Source organism: Nocardia sp. NPDC050630, from assembly GCF_044457245.1.
GTDB lineage: Bacteria > Actinomycetota > Actinomycetes > Mycobacteriales > Mycobacteriaceae > Nocardia.
In genome coordinates, this window is record NZ_JBITGN010000020.1 from 64,862 (window position 1) to 78,989 (window position 14,128).

At 65.5% G+C, this 14,128-nt stretch carries 14 protein-coding genes; 9 read left to right on the plus strand and 5 right to left on the minus strand.

Annotation, left to right across the window (positions count from 1 at the left end; genetic code table 11):
• Nucleotides 1-101: 101 nt before the first annotated feature.
• Complete coding sequence (locus ACIBG0_RS34185; RefSeq protein ID WP_397038349.1) at nucleotides 102-380, plus strand: hypothetical protein; 279 nt, start codon at nucleotides 102-104, stop codon at nucleotides 378-380.
• Here ACIBG0_RS34185 and ACIBG0_RS34190 read toward each other — a convergent pair.
• Both ACIBG0_RS34190 and ACIBG0_RS34195 read right to left on the minus strand, forming a co-directional pair.
• Nucleotides 367-1,140 carry a DUF72 domain-containing protein gene (locus tag ACIBG0_RS34190; protein WP_397038351.1) on the minus strand — a complete coding sequence of 258 codons (774 nt, stop codon included), beginning with the start codon at nucleotides 1,138-1,140 and terminating at the stop codon, nucleotides 367-369. The genes ACIBG0_RS34185 and ACIBG0_RS34190 overlap by 14 nt on opposite strands.
• A gap of 71 nt (nucleotides 1,141-1,211) precedes the next feature.
• Nucleotides 1,212-2,315 (minus strand): glutamate--cysteine ligase, encoded by a 1,104-nt coding sequence (locus ACIBG0_RS34195; protein ID WP_397038353.1) that lies wholly within the window; start codon nucleotides 2,313-2,315, stop codon nucleotides 1,212-1,214.
• Between the two features lie 112 nt (nucleotides 2,316-2,427).
• On the opposite strand from ACIBG0_RS34195, the gene ACIBG0_RS34200 reads away from it, so the two are divergent.
• The 4 genes from ACIBG0_RS34200 (at nucleotide 2,428) to ACIBG0_RS34215 (ending at nucleotide 5,570) form a co-directional block, all read left to right on the plus strand.
• On the plus strand, nucleotides 2,428-3,024 hold the full coding sequence (locus ACIBG0_RS34200; RefSeq protein WP_397038355.1) for a type 1 glutamine amidotransferase domain-containing protein: 597 nt from the start codon (nucleotides 2,428-2,430) through the stop codon (nucleotides 3,022-3,024).
• A gap of 38 nt (nucleotides 3,025-3,062) precedes the next feature.
• Nucleotides 3,063-3,593 (plus strand): pyridoxamine 5'-phosphate oxidase family protein, encoded by a 531-nt coding sequence (locus ACIBG0_RS34205; RefSeq protein ID WP_397038357.1) that lies wholly within the window; start codon nucleotides 3,063-3,065, stop codon nucleotides 3,591-3,593.
• A 57-nt stretch (nucleotides 3,594-3,650) separates the two neighbouring features.
• Nucleotides 3,651-4,436, plus strand: a complete 786-nt coding sequence (locus ACIBG0_RS34210; RefSeq protein WP_397038478.1) for a helix-turn-helix domain-containing protein — start codon at nucleotides 3,651-3,653, stop codon at nucleotides 4,434-4,436.
• 288 nt (nucleotides 4,437-4,724) lie between these two features.
• Nucleotides 4,725-5,570: a fructosamine kinase family protein gene (locus ACIBG0_RS34215; protein WP_397038359.1), complete on the plus strand. Its 846-nt coding sequence runs from the start codon at nucleotides 4,725-4,727 to the stop codon at nucleotides 5,568-5,570.
• A gap of 205 nt (nucleotides 5,571-5,775) precedes the next feature.
• Here ACIBG0_RS34215 and ACIBG0_RS34220 read toward each other — a convergent pair whose 3' ends face one another.
• The 3 genes from ACIBG0_RS34220 to ACIBG0_RS34230 form a co-directional block, all read right to left on the minus strand.
• The gene (locus tag ACIBG0_RS34220; RefSeq protein WP_397038361.1) at nucleotides 5,776-6,660 is read right to left on the minus strand and encodes an RNA polymerase sigma-70 factor; all 885 of its coding nucleotides are present in this window, start codon (nucleotides 6,658-6,660) and stop codon (nucleotides 5,776-5,778) included.
• Nucleotides 6,661-6,854: 194 nt separating this feature from the next.
• On the minus strand, nucleotides 6,855-7,727 hold the full coding sequence (locus ACIBG0_RS34225) for a TIGR03619 family F420-dependent LLM class oxidoreductase (protein WP_397038363.1): 873 nt from the start codon (nucleotides 7,725-7,727) through the stop codon (nucleotides 6,855-6,857).
• Between the two features lie 18 nt (nucleotides 7,728-7,745).
• On the minus strand, nucleotides 7,746-8,252 hold the full coding sequence (locus ACIBG0_RS34230; RefSeq protein ID WP_397038365.1) for a VOC family protein: 507 nt from the start codon (nucleotides 8,250-8,252) through the stop codon (nucleotides 7,746-7,748).
• A gap of 108 nt (nucleotides 8,253-8,360) precedes the next feature.
• Here ACIBG0_RS34230 and ACIBG0_RS34235 point away from each other — a divergent pair, with 108 nt between their 5' ends.
• The 4 genes from ACIBG0_RS34235 to ACIBG0_RS34250 all read left to right on the plus strand — a co-directional run bounded on the left by ACIBG0_RS34235 (nucleotide 8,361) and on the right by ACIBG0_RS34250 (nucleotide 14,057).
• Entirely contained in the window at nucleotides 8,361-8,993 is a 633-nt protein-coding gene (locus ACIBG0_RS34235; RefSeq protein ID WP_397038366.1) for a TetR family transcriptional regulator, read from the plus strand.
• Between the two features lie 294 nt (nucleotides 8,994-9,287).
• Nucleotides 9,288-11,975 (plus strand): ATP-binding cassette domain-containing protein, encoded by a 2,688-nt coding sequence (locus tag ACIBG0_RS34240; RefSeq protein WP_397038368.1) that lies wholly within the window; start codon nucleotides 9,288-9,290, stop codon nucleotides 11,973-11,975.
• Nucleotides 11,972-12,748 carry an ABC transporter ATP-binding protein gene (locus ACIBG0_RS34245; protein ID WP_397038370.1) on the plus strand — a complete coding sequence of 259 codons (777 nt, stop codon included), beginning with the start codon at nucleotides 11,972-11,974 and terminating at the stop codon, nucleotides 12,746-12,748. Before ACIBG0_RS34240 ends, ACIBG0_RS34245 begins: the two co-directional genes overlap by 4 nt.
• A 37-nt stretch (nucleotides 12,749-12,785) precedes the next feature.
• The gene (locus tag ACIBG0_RS34250) at nucleotides 12,786-14,057 is read left to right on the plus strand and encodes an ABC transporter substrate-binding protein (protein WP_397038371.1); all 1,272 of its coding nucleotides are present in this window, start codon (nucleotides 12,786-12,788) and stop codon (nucleotides 14,055-14,057) included.
• The last annotated feature ends 71 nt before the right edge of the window (nucleotides 14,058-14,128 follow it).

Below are 14,128 nucleotides of genomic sequence, written 5' to 3' on the forward strand. Positions count from 1 at the left end.
CCGAAAACCGCAAGCACCGCCCATACTGTCCGGTACCGATCTGGTTATTGCTCGGTTATCTGCCGCTCATCGCTCACCTCGACTGGAATGAGTATGTGCCCATGATGCTGATCACCTTGCACGAGACCGTTCTTGCTCAAATCGGGAACCCGACGCCGGAGGCGCCGCCCAATTCGGAGAAGATCCTGCAGATGGTCCGCTACCTGACCTGGTTTGTGCTGCTGTCGGGTGTCTGCGGCATCACCTATGCGGGCGGCCGGTTCGCTTGGGAGAAGTGGAGCGGCGGCACCCTGGACTCGCCGAAGATGCTCGCCGGCGCGATGCTCGGTGGTGTCATCGCAACCAGTGCGGGCACCATCATGAACGCTATCGTCGGCTGAAAACCGTTGCGGGTGTTCGGCTGACGGTGGCTCCGGCCGCGGCGGCGGCGCGTGCGAAGACGATCGCGTCGTGCACCGCCGCACCGCCGGGATCATTGTTGAAGTAGACGAATACCTCTTCGCGATCGGACCAGGTGTCGGCCAGCCGTCGCGCCCAACTGGACAGTGCCGTGCGTCCGTAGCGCGGTGCGGGTGTCGCACGTCCGGAATGCAGTCGCAGATAACCCCAGTCCGTCGTCCGCCACAGCGGTGCGACCGGACGGGAGCGGACATCGGCCCAGCACAGCGCCGCACCGCATTCGGTCAGCACGGCACGAACTTCCGGAATCCACCAGGAATCGTGCCGGGGTTCGACCGCGATCCGGACCTCGGGCGGAAAACAGCGTAGGCACGCGTCGAGCAGTGCCGGATCGACCCGCAGCGTCGGCGGAAGTTGCAACAGCACCGGCCCCAGCTTGTCGCCGAGTGCACGGGCGTGCTCCATCAAGCGCTCGACCGGCTCCTCGGGTTCGCGTAGCCGCTTGATGTGGGTGAGGAAACGGCTTGCCTTGACCGCGAAACAGAAGTCCGGCGGTGTCCGATCCCGCCATGCCGCGAAGGTCTCGCCACTGGGCAGTCGATAGAAGGCATTGTTGCTCTCGACCGTCGCGAAGCTCGCGGCGTAGGTTTCCAGCCACGCACGCTGCGGCACGTCCGTCGGATACAGCACCTCGCGCCAGTCTCGGTACTGCCAACCCGATGTGCCGACAAGTAGGGGCATACCTCTATCGAAGCACTTTCCGCACAGATCATCCGGGATGGTGGCCCGCGTCCGATATTCGGCTTGTCCGGTCAGTAGCACCCTTCGAGAGTGGCGGCGGCGACCACATCGATGACATCGGCGACATCGTTGTGGGCATGTATCGCAATCCGTTGTCGCCGTGCGCCGTTGCCACGCGCAAGCACCGCTTTGACGGTATCGGCGACGAACTGCTGCTCGCCGGACTGTTCGAGTGCCGGAGTGAGATAGTCGACCAGCCCGGCGAGCAGAGTGCTGGCCGGAAGCGCGCGCCCGCTGATCGTGTCGAGGCCGTCTCCGTCCAGGCCGGACCGGGCCGCCTTCCAATACGCGGCCCGCAAAACCTCCGCGGGCACCGGGGGTGGCGGCACTCCATCCTCGATCGCCGTCTGCGCCATGACGACCGCCGCGCGAATCAGCGTGGCCAACAACGCCGTTTCCTCGACTGTCGCCGGTACATCGCTGACACGCACCTCGACCGTCGGGTACGAGGCCGAGGGCCGCACGTCCCAATACACCATCGCCGTATCGAGAATGCTGCCGCTGGCGAACATCATTTGCACCATACGGTCGAAATCCGCGGGCGAATCGAAGAACGGTGGGGGACCGGCACTGGGCCACCGCCGCCACATGATGCTGCGCCAACTGGCGTATCCGGTATCGGTGGCACGGTAGACCGCGGAATTGGCCGTCAACGCCAACAACACGGGTAACCAGGGCCGCAAGTAGTTCCCGACCAGCACCGCGACGTCACGGGACGGGACCCCGACATGGACATGGCAACCGCACAAGCCCTGTTCATGCGCGAGCATCCCGAAATAGCGTTCGATGCGTCGATAGCGCGGGGTATCGGTGACCGGATACGCATCCGGTATCGCGGGCGGTACCGCCACCGCGAGCAACCGCGCACCGTGTTTCTCCGCGCAATTGGCCACGCTGCGGCGCAGTCGGCGCAGGTCATCGAGTAATTCAGGGGTCCGGGTATGCACCTCGGTATTGATCTCGACCTGGCAGCGCGTCAACTCCAACTGCAGATCGATACCGACATCGGCGGCCGCGGCCGCGACTTCGACATTGCGCGGACTCGGCGCACCCGTGATCGGATCCGCCAGAAGGAATTCCTCTTCCACGCCGACAGTGGGCAGGACCACGGCCATTACTGGATTTTACTGCGCAAATCGCCGATCCGGACGGATGCCGGAGTCGTTTGAGTGCTCCGCGTCGGGGTAGGTCGACCTTAGTGAAGGATCGGCGAGAAAGGGGTCCGGTATGTCCGAGGAATTGCGCGGCGTGCGCGCATTGGTCATCACCGCGAATACCGGCGTCGAACACGACGAGCTGTTGATGCCACTGGGCTGGTTGCGCGAACACGGCGCCGTCGCCGTACACGCGACCCCCGAACGAAGCGAGGTCCAGACTTTTCGACACGATGTCGACAAGGACGAGGTCGTGCAGCCGGATGCGGCGCTCAACGACCTCGAGGCCGACGATTTCGACCTGCTCGTCGTGCCGGGCGGAACGGTGAACGCGGATAAACTGCGCGTCTGCGAGCGCGCTGTGGAAGTGGCGCAGCAGTTCGTGCGTGCGGGCAAACCCGTCGCGGCGATCTGCCACGGTCCATGGCTGCTCGTCGAGGCCGACGTCCTCGCGGGCAAGACGTTGACCTCCTATCACTCGCTGCGCACCGACGTCGTCAACGCCGAGGGCCGCTGGATCGATCGGGCGGTGGTGCGTTCGGACGAGAACGGCTGGCCGCTGATCACCTCCCGCAGTCCCGGCGACCTCACCGAATTCACCAAAGCGATCGGCGCCGAGCTCACCGCCGCCCCGTCGGCCCAGGCCTTCGCCGGCGATGAAATCTTCTGACGCCGGTGAGTTCCCCGGACACGGATCGTCCTACTGATATGGACACAATCAACCTCGCCGACCGCTACGAGCTGCCGCCGATTGACTGGGACAGCATTCGCCGACGACTCGACGCGGGCATCGAACAAGCGCCCGGCTCCGGCGGTCTGGACCGGCACACCTGCTGGCTGTCCACGATCAATCCGGACGGCAGCCCGCACGTCACCGCGGTCGGCGCGCTCTGGGTCGACGGCGCCTTCTGGTTCACCACCGGCGCCCGCAGCCGCAAGGGCCGCAATCTGGCTCACGATCCGCGCTGCGCGATGAGTGTGGCCACCCACGAATTCGATCTGGTCGTCGAGGGCACCGCGACCAGGATCGCCGATCCCTCCGCCGTCGCCGATATGGCCCGGCGCTGGGCCGACGGCGGCTGGCCGTGTCGCGTGGAGGACACCGGAGAGGCGCTCACCGCCGCATACAGCGCCCCCTCCGCGGGCCCGCCGCCTTGGCACGTCTACCGTCTGACCGCACTCACCGCTACCGCGCTCTCGACGGTGGAACCCGGTGGCGCGACCCGCTGGCGGTTCTGATCGGCCGCACCCCGATTACCCCTCAGGTAATCGTGCCAGGGCCGTGGGGTTCGTAGGATCGGCAGGGTGAGTACGCAGACAGCCGGTGACCTGCTGCGCCACTGGCGGCTCGAGCGCAGGCTCAGCCAGCTGGAATTGGCCGGGCGCGCCGAAACATCCGCGCGGCACCTGAGTTTCATCGAAACGGGTCGCGCGAATCCGAGCCGCACCATGCTGGTGCACCTGTGCGAGCAGTTGGAAATCCCCTTGCGCGAACGCAATCGGCTACTGCTCGCGGCCGGATTCGCGCCCGCCTACGCCCAACCATCCCTCGATACACCCGCGATGGACGCGGTGCGCGGCGCGATGCGTCAGATCCTCGCGGGCCACGACCCCTATCCGGCGCTGGCCATCGACCAGAGCTGGAACATGATCGACGCCAATTCCGGTGTGGCACTGCTCTTGACGGGGATCGACCCAGAACTGCTCACCGCGCCGGTGAATGCTCTGCGCCTGAGCCTGCACCCCGACGGTATGGCCAGCCGCATCGTCAATCTGGCCGCATGGCGCGGCCACATCTTCGAGCGACTATCGCGCCAGATCGAAGTCACCGGCTCGCCGGAATTGATCGAGCTCCGCGACGAATTGCGCGAATACCCCGGCGGCACAGTCGATCTCACCCTTCCCGAACCGGACCAAGCCGTTGTCCCGCTACGCCTGCGCCACAACGACCACGAACTGTCCTTCATCAGCGTCACCACCGTCTTCGGCACCCCGATGAACGTGACCGTCGCCGAACTCGCCATCGAATCGTTCTTCCCGGCCGACGAGGACACCAAGAAGCGCCTCAACGCCGCGTCGTGAGCAGGGGTTGTGTACGTCGGTGGTGACAGACGCCAGTGGCTACGGCGTCCGGCATGACCGAGGCGACTGGGCTCGACCGAGCACACGGCGGCGGTGCGCGCCGAGTCCGTTGTCGGACTATCGCCATTCCCTGGCGGTGAAGGGCCGCGTCGGCTTCGTCATGCGGCGAGCTCAACGGCGTTTGATTCGATACACCTGGTTCGCACGTGGCGCGCAGGAGCGGCCCCCGGAGTTACTGCGCCGGAGTGGATCTGGCGGGTAGGTTCGGGGCATGGGCAGGGGATCGAAGTGACGGGTGCGACGGATCTCGCGGCCCTGATCGGTGTGACGGTGGATTCGATGACCGATCTGGGATCACATCATTCGTGGACGCTGCATCGGGCAGTACTCGGTGACGGCCGCGAGGTGTTCGTGAAGGCCGCGCATGACCAGACGCCGGTATTCGCGGCCGAGGCGGCCGGGCTGCGCTGGCTCGCCGCGGTGGCTCCCGGGTTGGTGCCCGAGGTGCTGGCTGTCGACGACGCGATGCTGGTATTACCCTGGGTTTCCGCCGCCGCGCCGAGCGCAGCCGCCGCGCAGCGTTTCGGGCGCGAACTTGCCGCGCTGCACGCGGATTCACCGGGATCGTTCGGCGCGCCGTGGCCGGGTTGGATCGCCGATCTGCCGCTGGACAACTCCCAGGTCGGTATCTCGTGGGCGCGCTGGTACGCCGACTATCGCCTCGCTCCGTACCTGCCGAAGGCCGCCGCAGCGCTCGGTCGCGACGGAGTTGGCTTGGTGGAGCGCGTGATCGAGAATATCGAAACCTTGGCGGGCCCACCCGAACCACCCAGCCGCATCCATGGCGATCTGTGGTCCGGCAACGTCTTGTGGACCGCCGACCGCGCGCTGGTCATCGACCCGGCCGCCCACGGTGGTCACCGCGAAACCGACCTCGCCATGCTCGCCCTCTTCGGCACCCCACACCTGGACCGGATCCGCGCCGCCTACCACGAAACCCATCCTCTCGCCGACGACTGGCAGGCGCGGATCCCACTGCACCAATTGCACCCGCTGCTCGTGCACGTGGTGCTCTTCGGTGGCTCCTATCGATCGCAAACTCTCGCTGCTGCCAAGGCCGCCCTCGCCGTATAGCATCCATAACGCCGTTCGCTCAGACTGCGCACTCCTCGAGGCGCAGGACGGTCACGTGTTGTCGGGTGCAGTGCGTCGCGTGCAGCGGTCCGGCCACACACGCCGCAGACAGGCCGACCTCGGCGGCGAGCGCGCCCCGCTGGCCTGGCGATCATGCCGCGACAGCGGCTGGCAGATGGGCAGTGCTCATCGGAGGCCAACGGACTCAGCGGCGCAAGGCGGTTTCCTGCCGCACATGCGACAACTTCTCGGGATTACGCACGGCGTAGATGCCGGTGATGAGCCCGTCTTCGATGCGTACCGCCATGACCGTATCGAGCTCGTCGTCGAGTCGTATGACCAGCGCCGGATAGCCGTTGACCTGCGCCGGTCGCAGCGACAGGGCAGCAGCGACTCTGCCAGGGAAGGCGGCGAGGAGGCGGGCCACCTTGTCGGCTCCCGTGATAGGGCGCGGCAGGGCTTGTTTGATTCCGCCACCGTCACCCAGCAGCACGACATCGGGCGCGAGCATATCGAACAAGCCCTGTATATCGCCGGTTTCGAGCGCGCGCTGGAACGCCGCGAGCACCTCTCGGCTCTGTGCCGCCGAAACCGGTCCGCGCGGTCGGCGTGCGGCCACATGTGCTCGGGCACGATGGGCGATCTGGCGGACCGCGGCCGGGCTCTTATCGACGGCTTCGGCGATCTCGTCGTAGGGCAGGTCGAATACCTCGCGCAGCACGAATACCGCGCGCTCGGTCGGGGCAAGTGTCTCCAGCACCAGCAGCATCGCCATCGAGACGTTCTCGGCCAACTCGATATCGTCGGCGACGTCGGGTGTGGTGAGTAGTGGTTCGGGGAGCCAGGGTCCGATGTAGGTTTCTTTGCGGCGTCCGAGTGCGCGTAGTCGGTCGAGGGATTGGCGGGTGGTGATTCGGACTAGGTAGGCGCGTTGGTCCTGGACTGTGTGGAGGTCGACGCCTGCCCAGCGCAGCCAGGTTTCTTGGAGGACGTCTTCGGCGTCGGCGGCTGAGCCGAGCATTTCGTAGGCGACGGTGAAGAGCAGGTTGCGGTGGGTGACGAAGACTTCGGTGGCAGGATCGGCACTCACGACTGTGCCCCCGGCATCCGGAAGTGTCTGGCCACTGGCGGCTCCTGTCTGTTGGATCTGCGTCACTCACCAGACGCCGGACCACAACATTCTGTGACATGAGGCGCTCGTGACGGGCGTCACAGGCGGTGTCACCAGGTTCGAGGCACCCCGATCGCGACGATAAGGAGCCCCGACCCGGTCTGCAGATGGGTTCAGCTCGTCTTCGCGATGACCTTCTCCGCGAACCGGGACAGGTGCGCGATCTTGGTGTCCAGCGATTCGGTATCGGGTTCGGTGGTGTAGGGGTAGCGGAAACCGACGATCACATCGGTCACGCCCTTGTCTTCCAACCGTTTCACACCGTCGACAGTGAATCCGTCCAGCGAGATGACGTGGATCTCGAAATCCTTGCGGGTGCCGTATTCGGCGCGCAGCGCATCGAGTTTCGCCAGCAGCCGGTCCAATTCGGCCGGATCGCCACCGGCATGCATCCAGCCGTCGCCGCGCTGGGCCGCGCGCCGCAGTGCCGGGCCGCTGTGTCCGCCGATGAGGATCGGAATCGGCTCGGTCGGCACCGGGCTGATCTTGATGGGCGGCAGATCGTAGAACTGTCCGTGGTATTCGAAATAGCCGCCCGCGGTGAGCCCACGCACGATATCGATGCACTCGTCCATGCGTGCACCGCGATGTTCGAACGGCACACCCATGATTTCGAAATCATCCGGCCACGGGCTGATGCCGACGCCGAAGCCGAATCGGTTCCCGCTCAATGCCGCGATCGAGGCGGCCTGCTTGGCGACCAGCACCGGTGGGCGAATGGGCAGCTTCACCACGAACGGCGTCAGCCGCAGCGTCGTCGTGGCCGCCGCGATGGCCGCCGACAGCACGAAGGCCTCGATGAACGGCTTGTCCTCCAGGAACTCCCGATTTCCGTCAGGGGTGTAGGGGTAAGTGGCGTCGGATTCCTTCGGATAGGCCACGCTGTCGGCGATTGTCATCGACGTGTACCCGGCTGCTTCTGCGGCCTGTGCCAAGGGCACATAGAAGCTCGGGTCCGTCATCGTCTCGGCATAGGTGAATCGCATCTCAATCGCCTTCCATTCCTAGGCCCACGGGTTCGAAAACCCTTCCGGGATCAGATAATCGAACATCGCCTTCATATCCGCGGACAGCCGCATGAGCTCGACGGCGGAACCGAGCGCGCCTCCGTCGAAATAGGCGAACTCCATGCCGACGCCCTCGAACGCGCCGCGCGCGAGCACCTCGGCCCCGCTCGCCTTCGCTTCGGCCAGGGCCGCGTCATAGTCCTCGGGTACCCACGCGATGTGATGCAGTCCTGGTCCGGCGCGATCCAGGTGTTCGGAATACAAACTGGTCCCGGACTTGGGCTCGATCAACTCCAACTGCTGCGCGCCCGCGTACCCCAACGCCACCGTGATCGTGTAATCGGCGGGCGCGCCACGCAATTCACACAACTGCGGTCCGAAGTGCACGTCGGGGATGGTGAACCACTTCGCGACGCCGTATCGCTCGGTGAACTCCCGCTGGGCCGCATCGATATCGCGCACCACCCAGCACAGCTGGAAGATCGGGCCGCGCGCGATGGTCATCGGGTCACCTCGGGTCTGCTGCACGAAGGTAGCGCCTTCGTTCCGTACGGCCTCAATTAAGCATTTCCGCTTAACATCGTCAATACTTGGGTTCAGTACAGTGCTGACATGCCCACCGATCCGCGTGCCGCACTGCTCGACGCGGGCGAACGACTCATCGCCGAACGCGGCGTCGACGTCCCGCTGCGCGATATCGCCGCAGCCGCAGGCCAGCGCAACAACTCCGCGGTGCATTACTACTTCGACTCCCGCGGCGGTCTGCTCGAGGCCATCGTCGACCGCCGCATGAACTGGCTCGAAGAGCGCCGAATGGGGCTGCTCGCCCGATACGAGACCGAGGGAACCGCACACGAGATCCGCACACTGGTCGCTATGCTCGCCGCCCCCATCCTGGAACTCATCTACACCGCACAGGTCACCCACTACGGCCGCTTCCTCGAGGTGGTGCGCGCCCACCCCGTGATCGCCGACGCCCGCCGCCTCGCCGGCGCCGACCGCGCCGCCGTCCGCATCATCGCCACCCGCCTGGATGCGGCCCTGCCCCAAATCCCACCGCGCCGACGCCGCCAGCGCCTGGAGACCATGGCGACCGTCATGTTCGCCCTGATCGCCGACTACGAACGCGCACTCGAAGCGGGCGTGCGCACCGCGGACCCCGACGGCGACACCGCCGAAATCATCGACATGATCGTCGCAATGCTCACCGTGCCAGTGCGCGAAGCGACCTCAGGTGGTGCGTAGGGATTTTCTACGCGCCGCCCAGCGCGCGGCGACAGTTCCAGATCTTCTCGACAGTGGGGCACCGGCAGCTCCCATTTAGGGCATAGCTGTCCGGCTTTTGTTTTTGCGCCGTCGAATTCTGTTGCGAGGCACGGGCGGCGGGATCCCGTGGCGAGGCGTGCGTCAGCCGTCGACACTGACCTGGCACAGCTCGCCCCAGCCGTTCGATCAGCTGCCGACCAGGTCAGGCAAGTCCGCGCCGGCACTTGCGCACGGTCGCGGCCGGTCGGTGATCAGCGAAAATTGGAGTCCATCGTGGCAGATCTCTTGCCGTTCGTGATCGCCGGAATTGTATCCGGCTCGGTTTATGGGCTGGCCGCAACGGGTTTGGTGCTCACCTATAAGACCTCGGGAGTGTTCAACTTCGCCCACGGCGCCATGGCCACCGTGTCGGCATACGCGTTCTACACGTTGCACATCATCGATGGTGTCGTGTGGCCGCTCGCCCTGGCGATGTGTGTGCTCGGGATCGGCCCGGCCATGGGCGTGGCACTGGAATTGCTGGCCCGGGTTGTCGACGGGGCGAGTTCGGAACTGCGGATCGCCGCGACGGTCGGCATTCTGCTGGTCGTCCAGGCGGGGGTGAGTCTGTACTACGGGCAGACGACGCCGCGGATTGTTCCGATCTTCCTGCCCCAGGGCGGATTCGCCGCCTTCGATGTGCGGGTGCAGTGGTCGGATGTATCAACGTTCGGCGTCGCGGTACTGGCGACCGTCGCGTTATCGGTCGGGCTGCGATTCACCCGAGGTGGCATCGCGATGCGGGCGGTCGTCGGGAATGCGGCATTGCTGGATCTGGCCGGGACGAGCTCGGTGCGCACGCGACGAACGGCCTGGTGTGTCGGCACTGGTTTGGCATCGCTGTCCGGGGTGCTGTTCGCGCCGTTGATTCCGCTCGATCCGATGCAGTTGACGTTGCTGGTCGTCCAAGCGTTCGGGGCGGCGGCCATCGGCCGTTTCACCAGTCTGCCTTGGAGTTTCGGCGGTGGCCTGCTCATCGGGGTGCTCGCCGCGTTGGCTACGCATTACTTTACCGCCGGGCTTGGCGCGGGAATTCCCACCGCATTGCCGTTCTTGGCGTTGTTTCTGGTGCTGCTGATCATGCCGCGACGCTACCTGGTGGACCGGGACCGGGTAGTCCGGCGGATCCGGTCCGGTTGGACTGCGCCGCCAGCGTTGCAATCCGCGGGTGGGGTCGTGGTGTTGGTGGTGCTCGCGCTGGTTCCGTCGTTCGCGGGCATCCATTTGACGGATTGGACTGTGGCGCTGGCGATGACGCTCGTCTTTCTGTCGCTCGGTCTGTTGGTCCGCACATCCGGTCAAGTCTCGCTGTGCCACATGGCTTTCACCGCGATCGGATCCTGCGCGTTCTCGCACCTGGCCGTCGATCGACATTTGCCGTGGCCGCTCGCGTTCATCGGCTGCGGACTGGTGGTCCTTCCGATCGGTGCGGTGTTGTCGATTCCGGCCATTCGCCTCAGCGGCCTGTATCTGGCGTTGGCGACCTTCGGATTCGGCGTCGTAGTACAGATGATGTTCTACAGCGAGCCTTACATGTTCGGCACCAGTGGTCTGGGCCTGAAAATGCCGCGCCCCAACGTATTCGGACTCGATTCCGACCCATCGTTCTACCGTTTCGTGCTGGTGCTGGCCACGGTAGGCACGCTGATTGTGGTGGCCTTGGACAAGAGTAGGCTCGGACGACTGCTCCGGGGGCTGGCCGAATCGCCGACCGCGCTGCGGACCAACGGTGTTACGATCGAAATCACCCGCGTTCTCGTCTTCTGTGTTTCGGCATTTCTTGCGGCATTGGGTGGCGCACTCGCCGGAATGGCCCAGACCACCGCCTCGGCGGCGAATTACCAGCCGCTGCTATCGGTCACTTATTTCGCGGTCATCGTCGTGGTGGTGGGCCGGGAGCCTTGGTATCCGCTGCTGGCCGCGGTGGCGCTGATCCTGGTGCCGTCCTATGTCCAAGTCGCGGGTATGTCGCTGTGGCTCCAGGTCCTGTTCGGCGTTCTGGTGGTGCTGCGGGCCGCGGCCGCGGGCCGCCTCGAAGTTCCCGTGCCGATTCGATCCTGGCTGGACAACGCGTTTCGCCGCCACCGATCCTCGGCGGTCTGCGTGGCGGAACCAACCACCGAGCAGCCCACAACGGTGCTGGGTGTCCACGATCTTTCCGTTCGGTTCGGGGGCGTAGTGGCAGTCGACGGCCTCACGTTCCAGGCGTGCACCGGGCGGATCACCGGACTCATCGGCCCTAACGGGGCGGGCAAGACCACCACCTTCGATGCCTGTACCGGTCTCGTCCAGGCCAACGCCGGCGAGGTGCGACTGCGGGACCTGGTGATCAGCCGAGCCTCGACCGCTCACCGGGCACGGCTGGGCATCGGGCGAACCTTTCAGCAGACCGAACTGTTCGACTCTCTCACTGTCGCCGAAAACGTCGCGATGGGCGCCGAAGGTCCACTCGCCGGCGCAAACCCGCTGGCCCAGCTGGTCTCGCCCCATGGACAGGCACGGCGGGTGCGCACCGCGACGGCCTCCGCTATCGCGTTGTGCGGTATCGAATCCATCGCGGATTCTCGCGTCGGTGCACTGTCCACCGGGCAACGCAGACTGGTCGAGCTCGCCAGATGTCTTGCCGGGCCATATCGGATCCTGTTGCTCGACGAGCCGAGTGCCGGCCTCGATCGCTCGGAAACCGCGCGCTTCGGGCAGATCCTGCGGCAGGTCGTCACCGCACGTGGCGTCGGAATCGTGCTGGTAGAGCACGATATGTCGCTGGTGCTCGAGATTTGCGAGGAGATCTTCGTACTCGACTTCGGTCGCCTGATATTCCGGGGCTCGCCCGCGCAGGTCCGCGCTTCGGAGGTGGTGCAGCACGCCTACCTCGGCGAGCCGGTCACCGACGAACGCCGGATGACGGAGCCCGTCGCATGACCGACATCGACTACGCACTCGAATTGAGGTCGATCACCGCGGGATACGGCAGCACGATCGTGCTCCACGACGTTGACCTCGCGGTTGCACCTCGATCGGTCGTGGCGCTGCTCGGGCCGAACGGCGCCGGGAAGTCGACGCTGCTGCGGGTGGCCTCCGGACTGCTTCCGGCGCGATCGGGGACGGTGTCGATAGGTGGGGCCGATCTGACCCGCACTCGTCCGGTGCGCCGCGCCCGCGCGGGCCTGTGCCTGATCCCCGAAGGCCGAGGTGTCTTCGCGGACTTGACGGTTCGGGAAAACCTGCGCCTACTGATGCCGCCGTGGCGCCGAGGTAGCACCGACGATGTGCTGGATATCTTCCCCGCGCTGCGGGCGAAGCTCGATCAACGGGCCGGCTCGCTATCCGGTGGCCAGCAGCAAATGCTGGCACTGGGGCGCGCCTGGCTGGCCGATCCATCGGTTGTCCTGCTCGACGAGGTGTCCATGGGCCTGGCTCCGCTGGTCGTGGACGAGATCTTCACGGCGCTCGGCGAATTGCGTACTACCGGCTCGGCGATTGTGCTGGTCGAGCAGTACGTCGACCACGCCATGACGATGGCCGATCACGTGGTGTTGCTCAGCCGCGGCACCGTCGCGTTTGCCGGGCCCGCCGCAGATATCGACCGAGATGCCGTGCTGCACAACTATCTCGGCATCGACGGCAGCCACACAGACTTGCCGGCGTTGCCGGCGGGACACCCACCCGGAACCGCGGCCGGGCGATGGGCGTAGCGAATCGAATGCTCGGAATCCGTACAGGAGTGCAGTAATGAAGAAAACAAGGTTTCTGTGGTGGGCCGCGCCGATGCTGGCGGCGGCGCTCGCGCTCACGTCGTGTTCCGCCGACTCGACGAGTGGCGGGCCTGAATCCGTTGGCCCGGTGAAGGTTTCCGATGGCGGGCTGAAGGGCGATCCGATCCTCATCGGGTCGATTTGCAGCTGTACCGGCCCAGCCGCGGCGTCGGTGGGACACGCCAGCGACGTGCTGCAGGCATGGGCGTCGTGGGTCAACGATCGCGGCGGAATCAATGGGCACCCGGTCAAACTCGTCTCCTACGACGACGAGCAGAATCCGACAACAGCGCTGGCCGTCGCGAAGAAGCTGGTCGAACAGGACAGGGTGGTCGCAATCGTCGGCCAGACCAGCCTGGTCAGTAGTAGTTGGCAGAACTACGTCGACAGCAAAGGCATTCCGGTCATCGGCGGACAGCCGGTCGACGCCCCGTTCATCACCGACCCGAACTTCTTCGCCTCAGGAACCACGCTGCCGGTGCTGATGCTGGGTGAGGTGGCCCAGGCCAAGCAGGTGGGCGCGAAAACCCTCGGCGTCTACTACTGTGCCGAAATCCCTGTCTGCGAGCAGCTTCCACAGATGCTGAAACCAATGGCCGAACAGGCCGGTCTGGGATTCTCCGCGGAGAAAGTCGCGATCGCCGCGCCGAACTACATCGCTCCCTGTCTCGCATTCAAGGATAAGGGTGTCGACGCCGTATTCCCCGGCGTCTCCGTCGAGGCGATTTCGCGCATCGCGGCATCGTGCGCACAGCAAGGTTACACACCGATTCAGGCTCCTACCGGCGTGAGCCTGCAGAGAGCGTGGGCCACGGACCCGAACTTCGACGGCAGCATCTTCGCGGGCTCGAACGCGCTGTACACCGATGACTCGATTCCCGCCATCAAGGACTTTGGCGACGCCCTCGACAAATACATTCCCGGTCTTCGGGGCAGCGGGGACTTCAGCGCGCCGCTGTTGTGGCCGTGGGCAGGTGGGCAACTGTTCCTGGCGGCGGCCAAAGCGGCCAACCTCTCCCCGTCTTCGACCAGCGCGGATGCGATCAAGGGACTGCGTGCACTGCGTGAGGAGACCCTCGACGGTCTCGCTCCGCCACTGACCTTCCCCGAAGGCCAACCGGGGTTCCCGCTGTGCTACTTCACCGGAAACACCAAAGGCGGTGTATTCCACTCCGCCAATGGTGGTAAGCCGACGTGCATCGACCAGGCAACTGCCGCTGCGCTGATGAAGGCACTCACGCCGTCATAACCATCCGAACCCGTAGTCGGCGAGGCGGTGGTGTCGCACCGCCTCGCCACCAAGGACGGCGAGGGGCACCG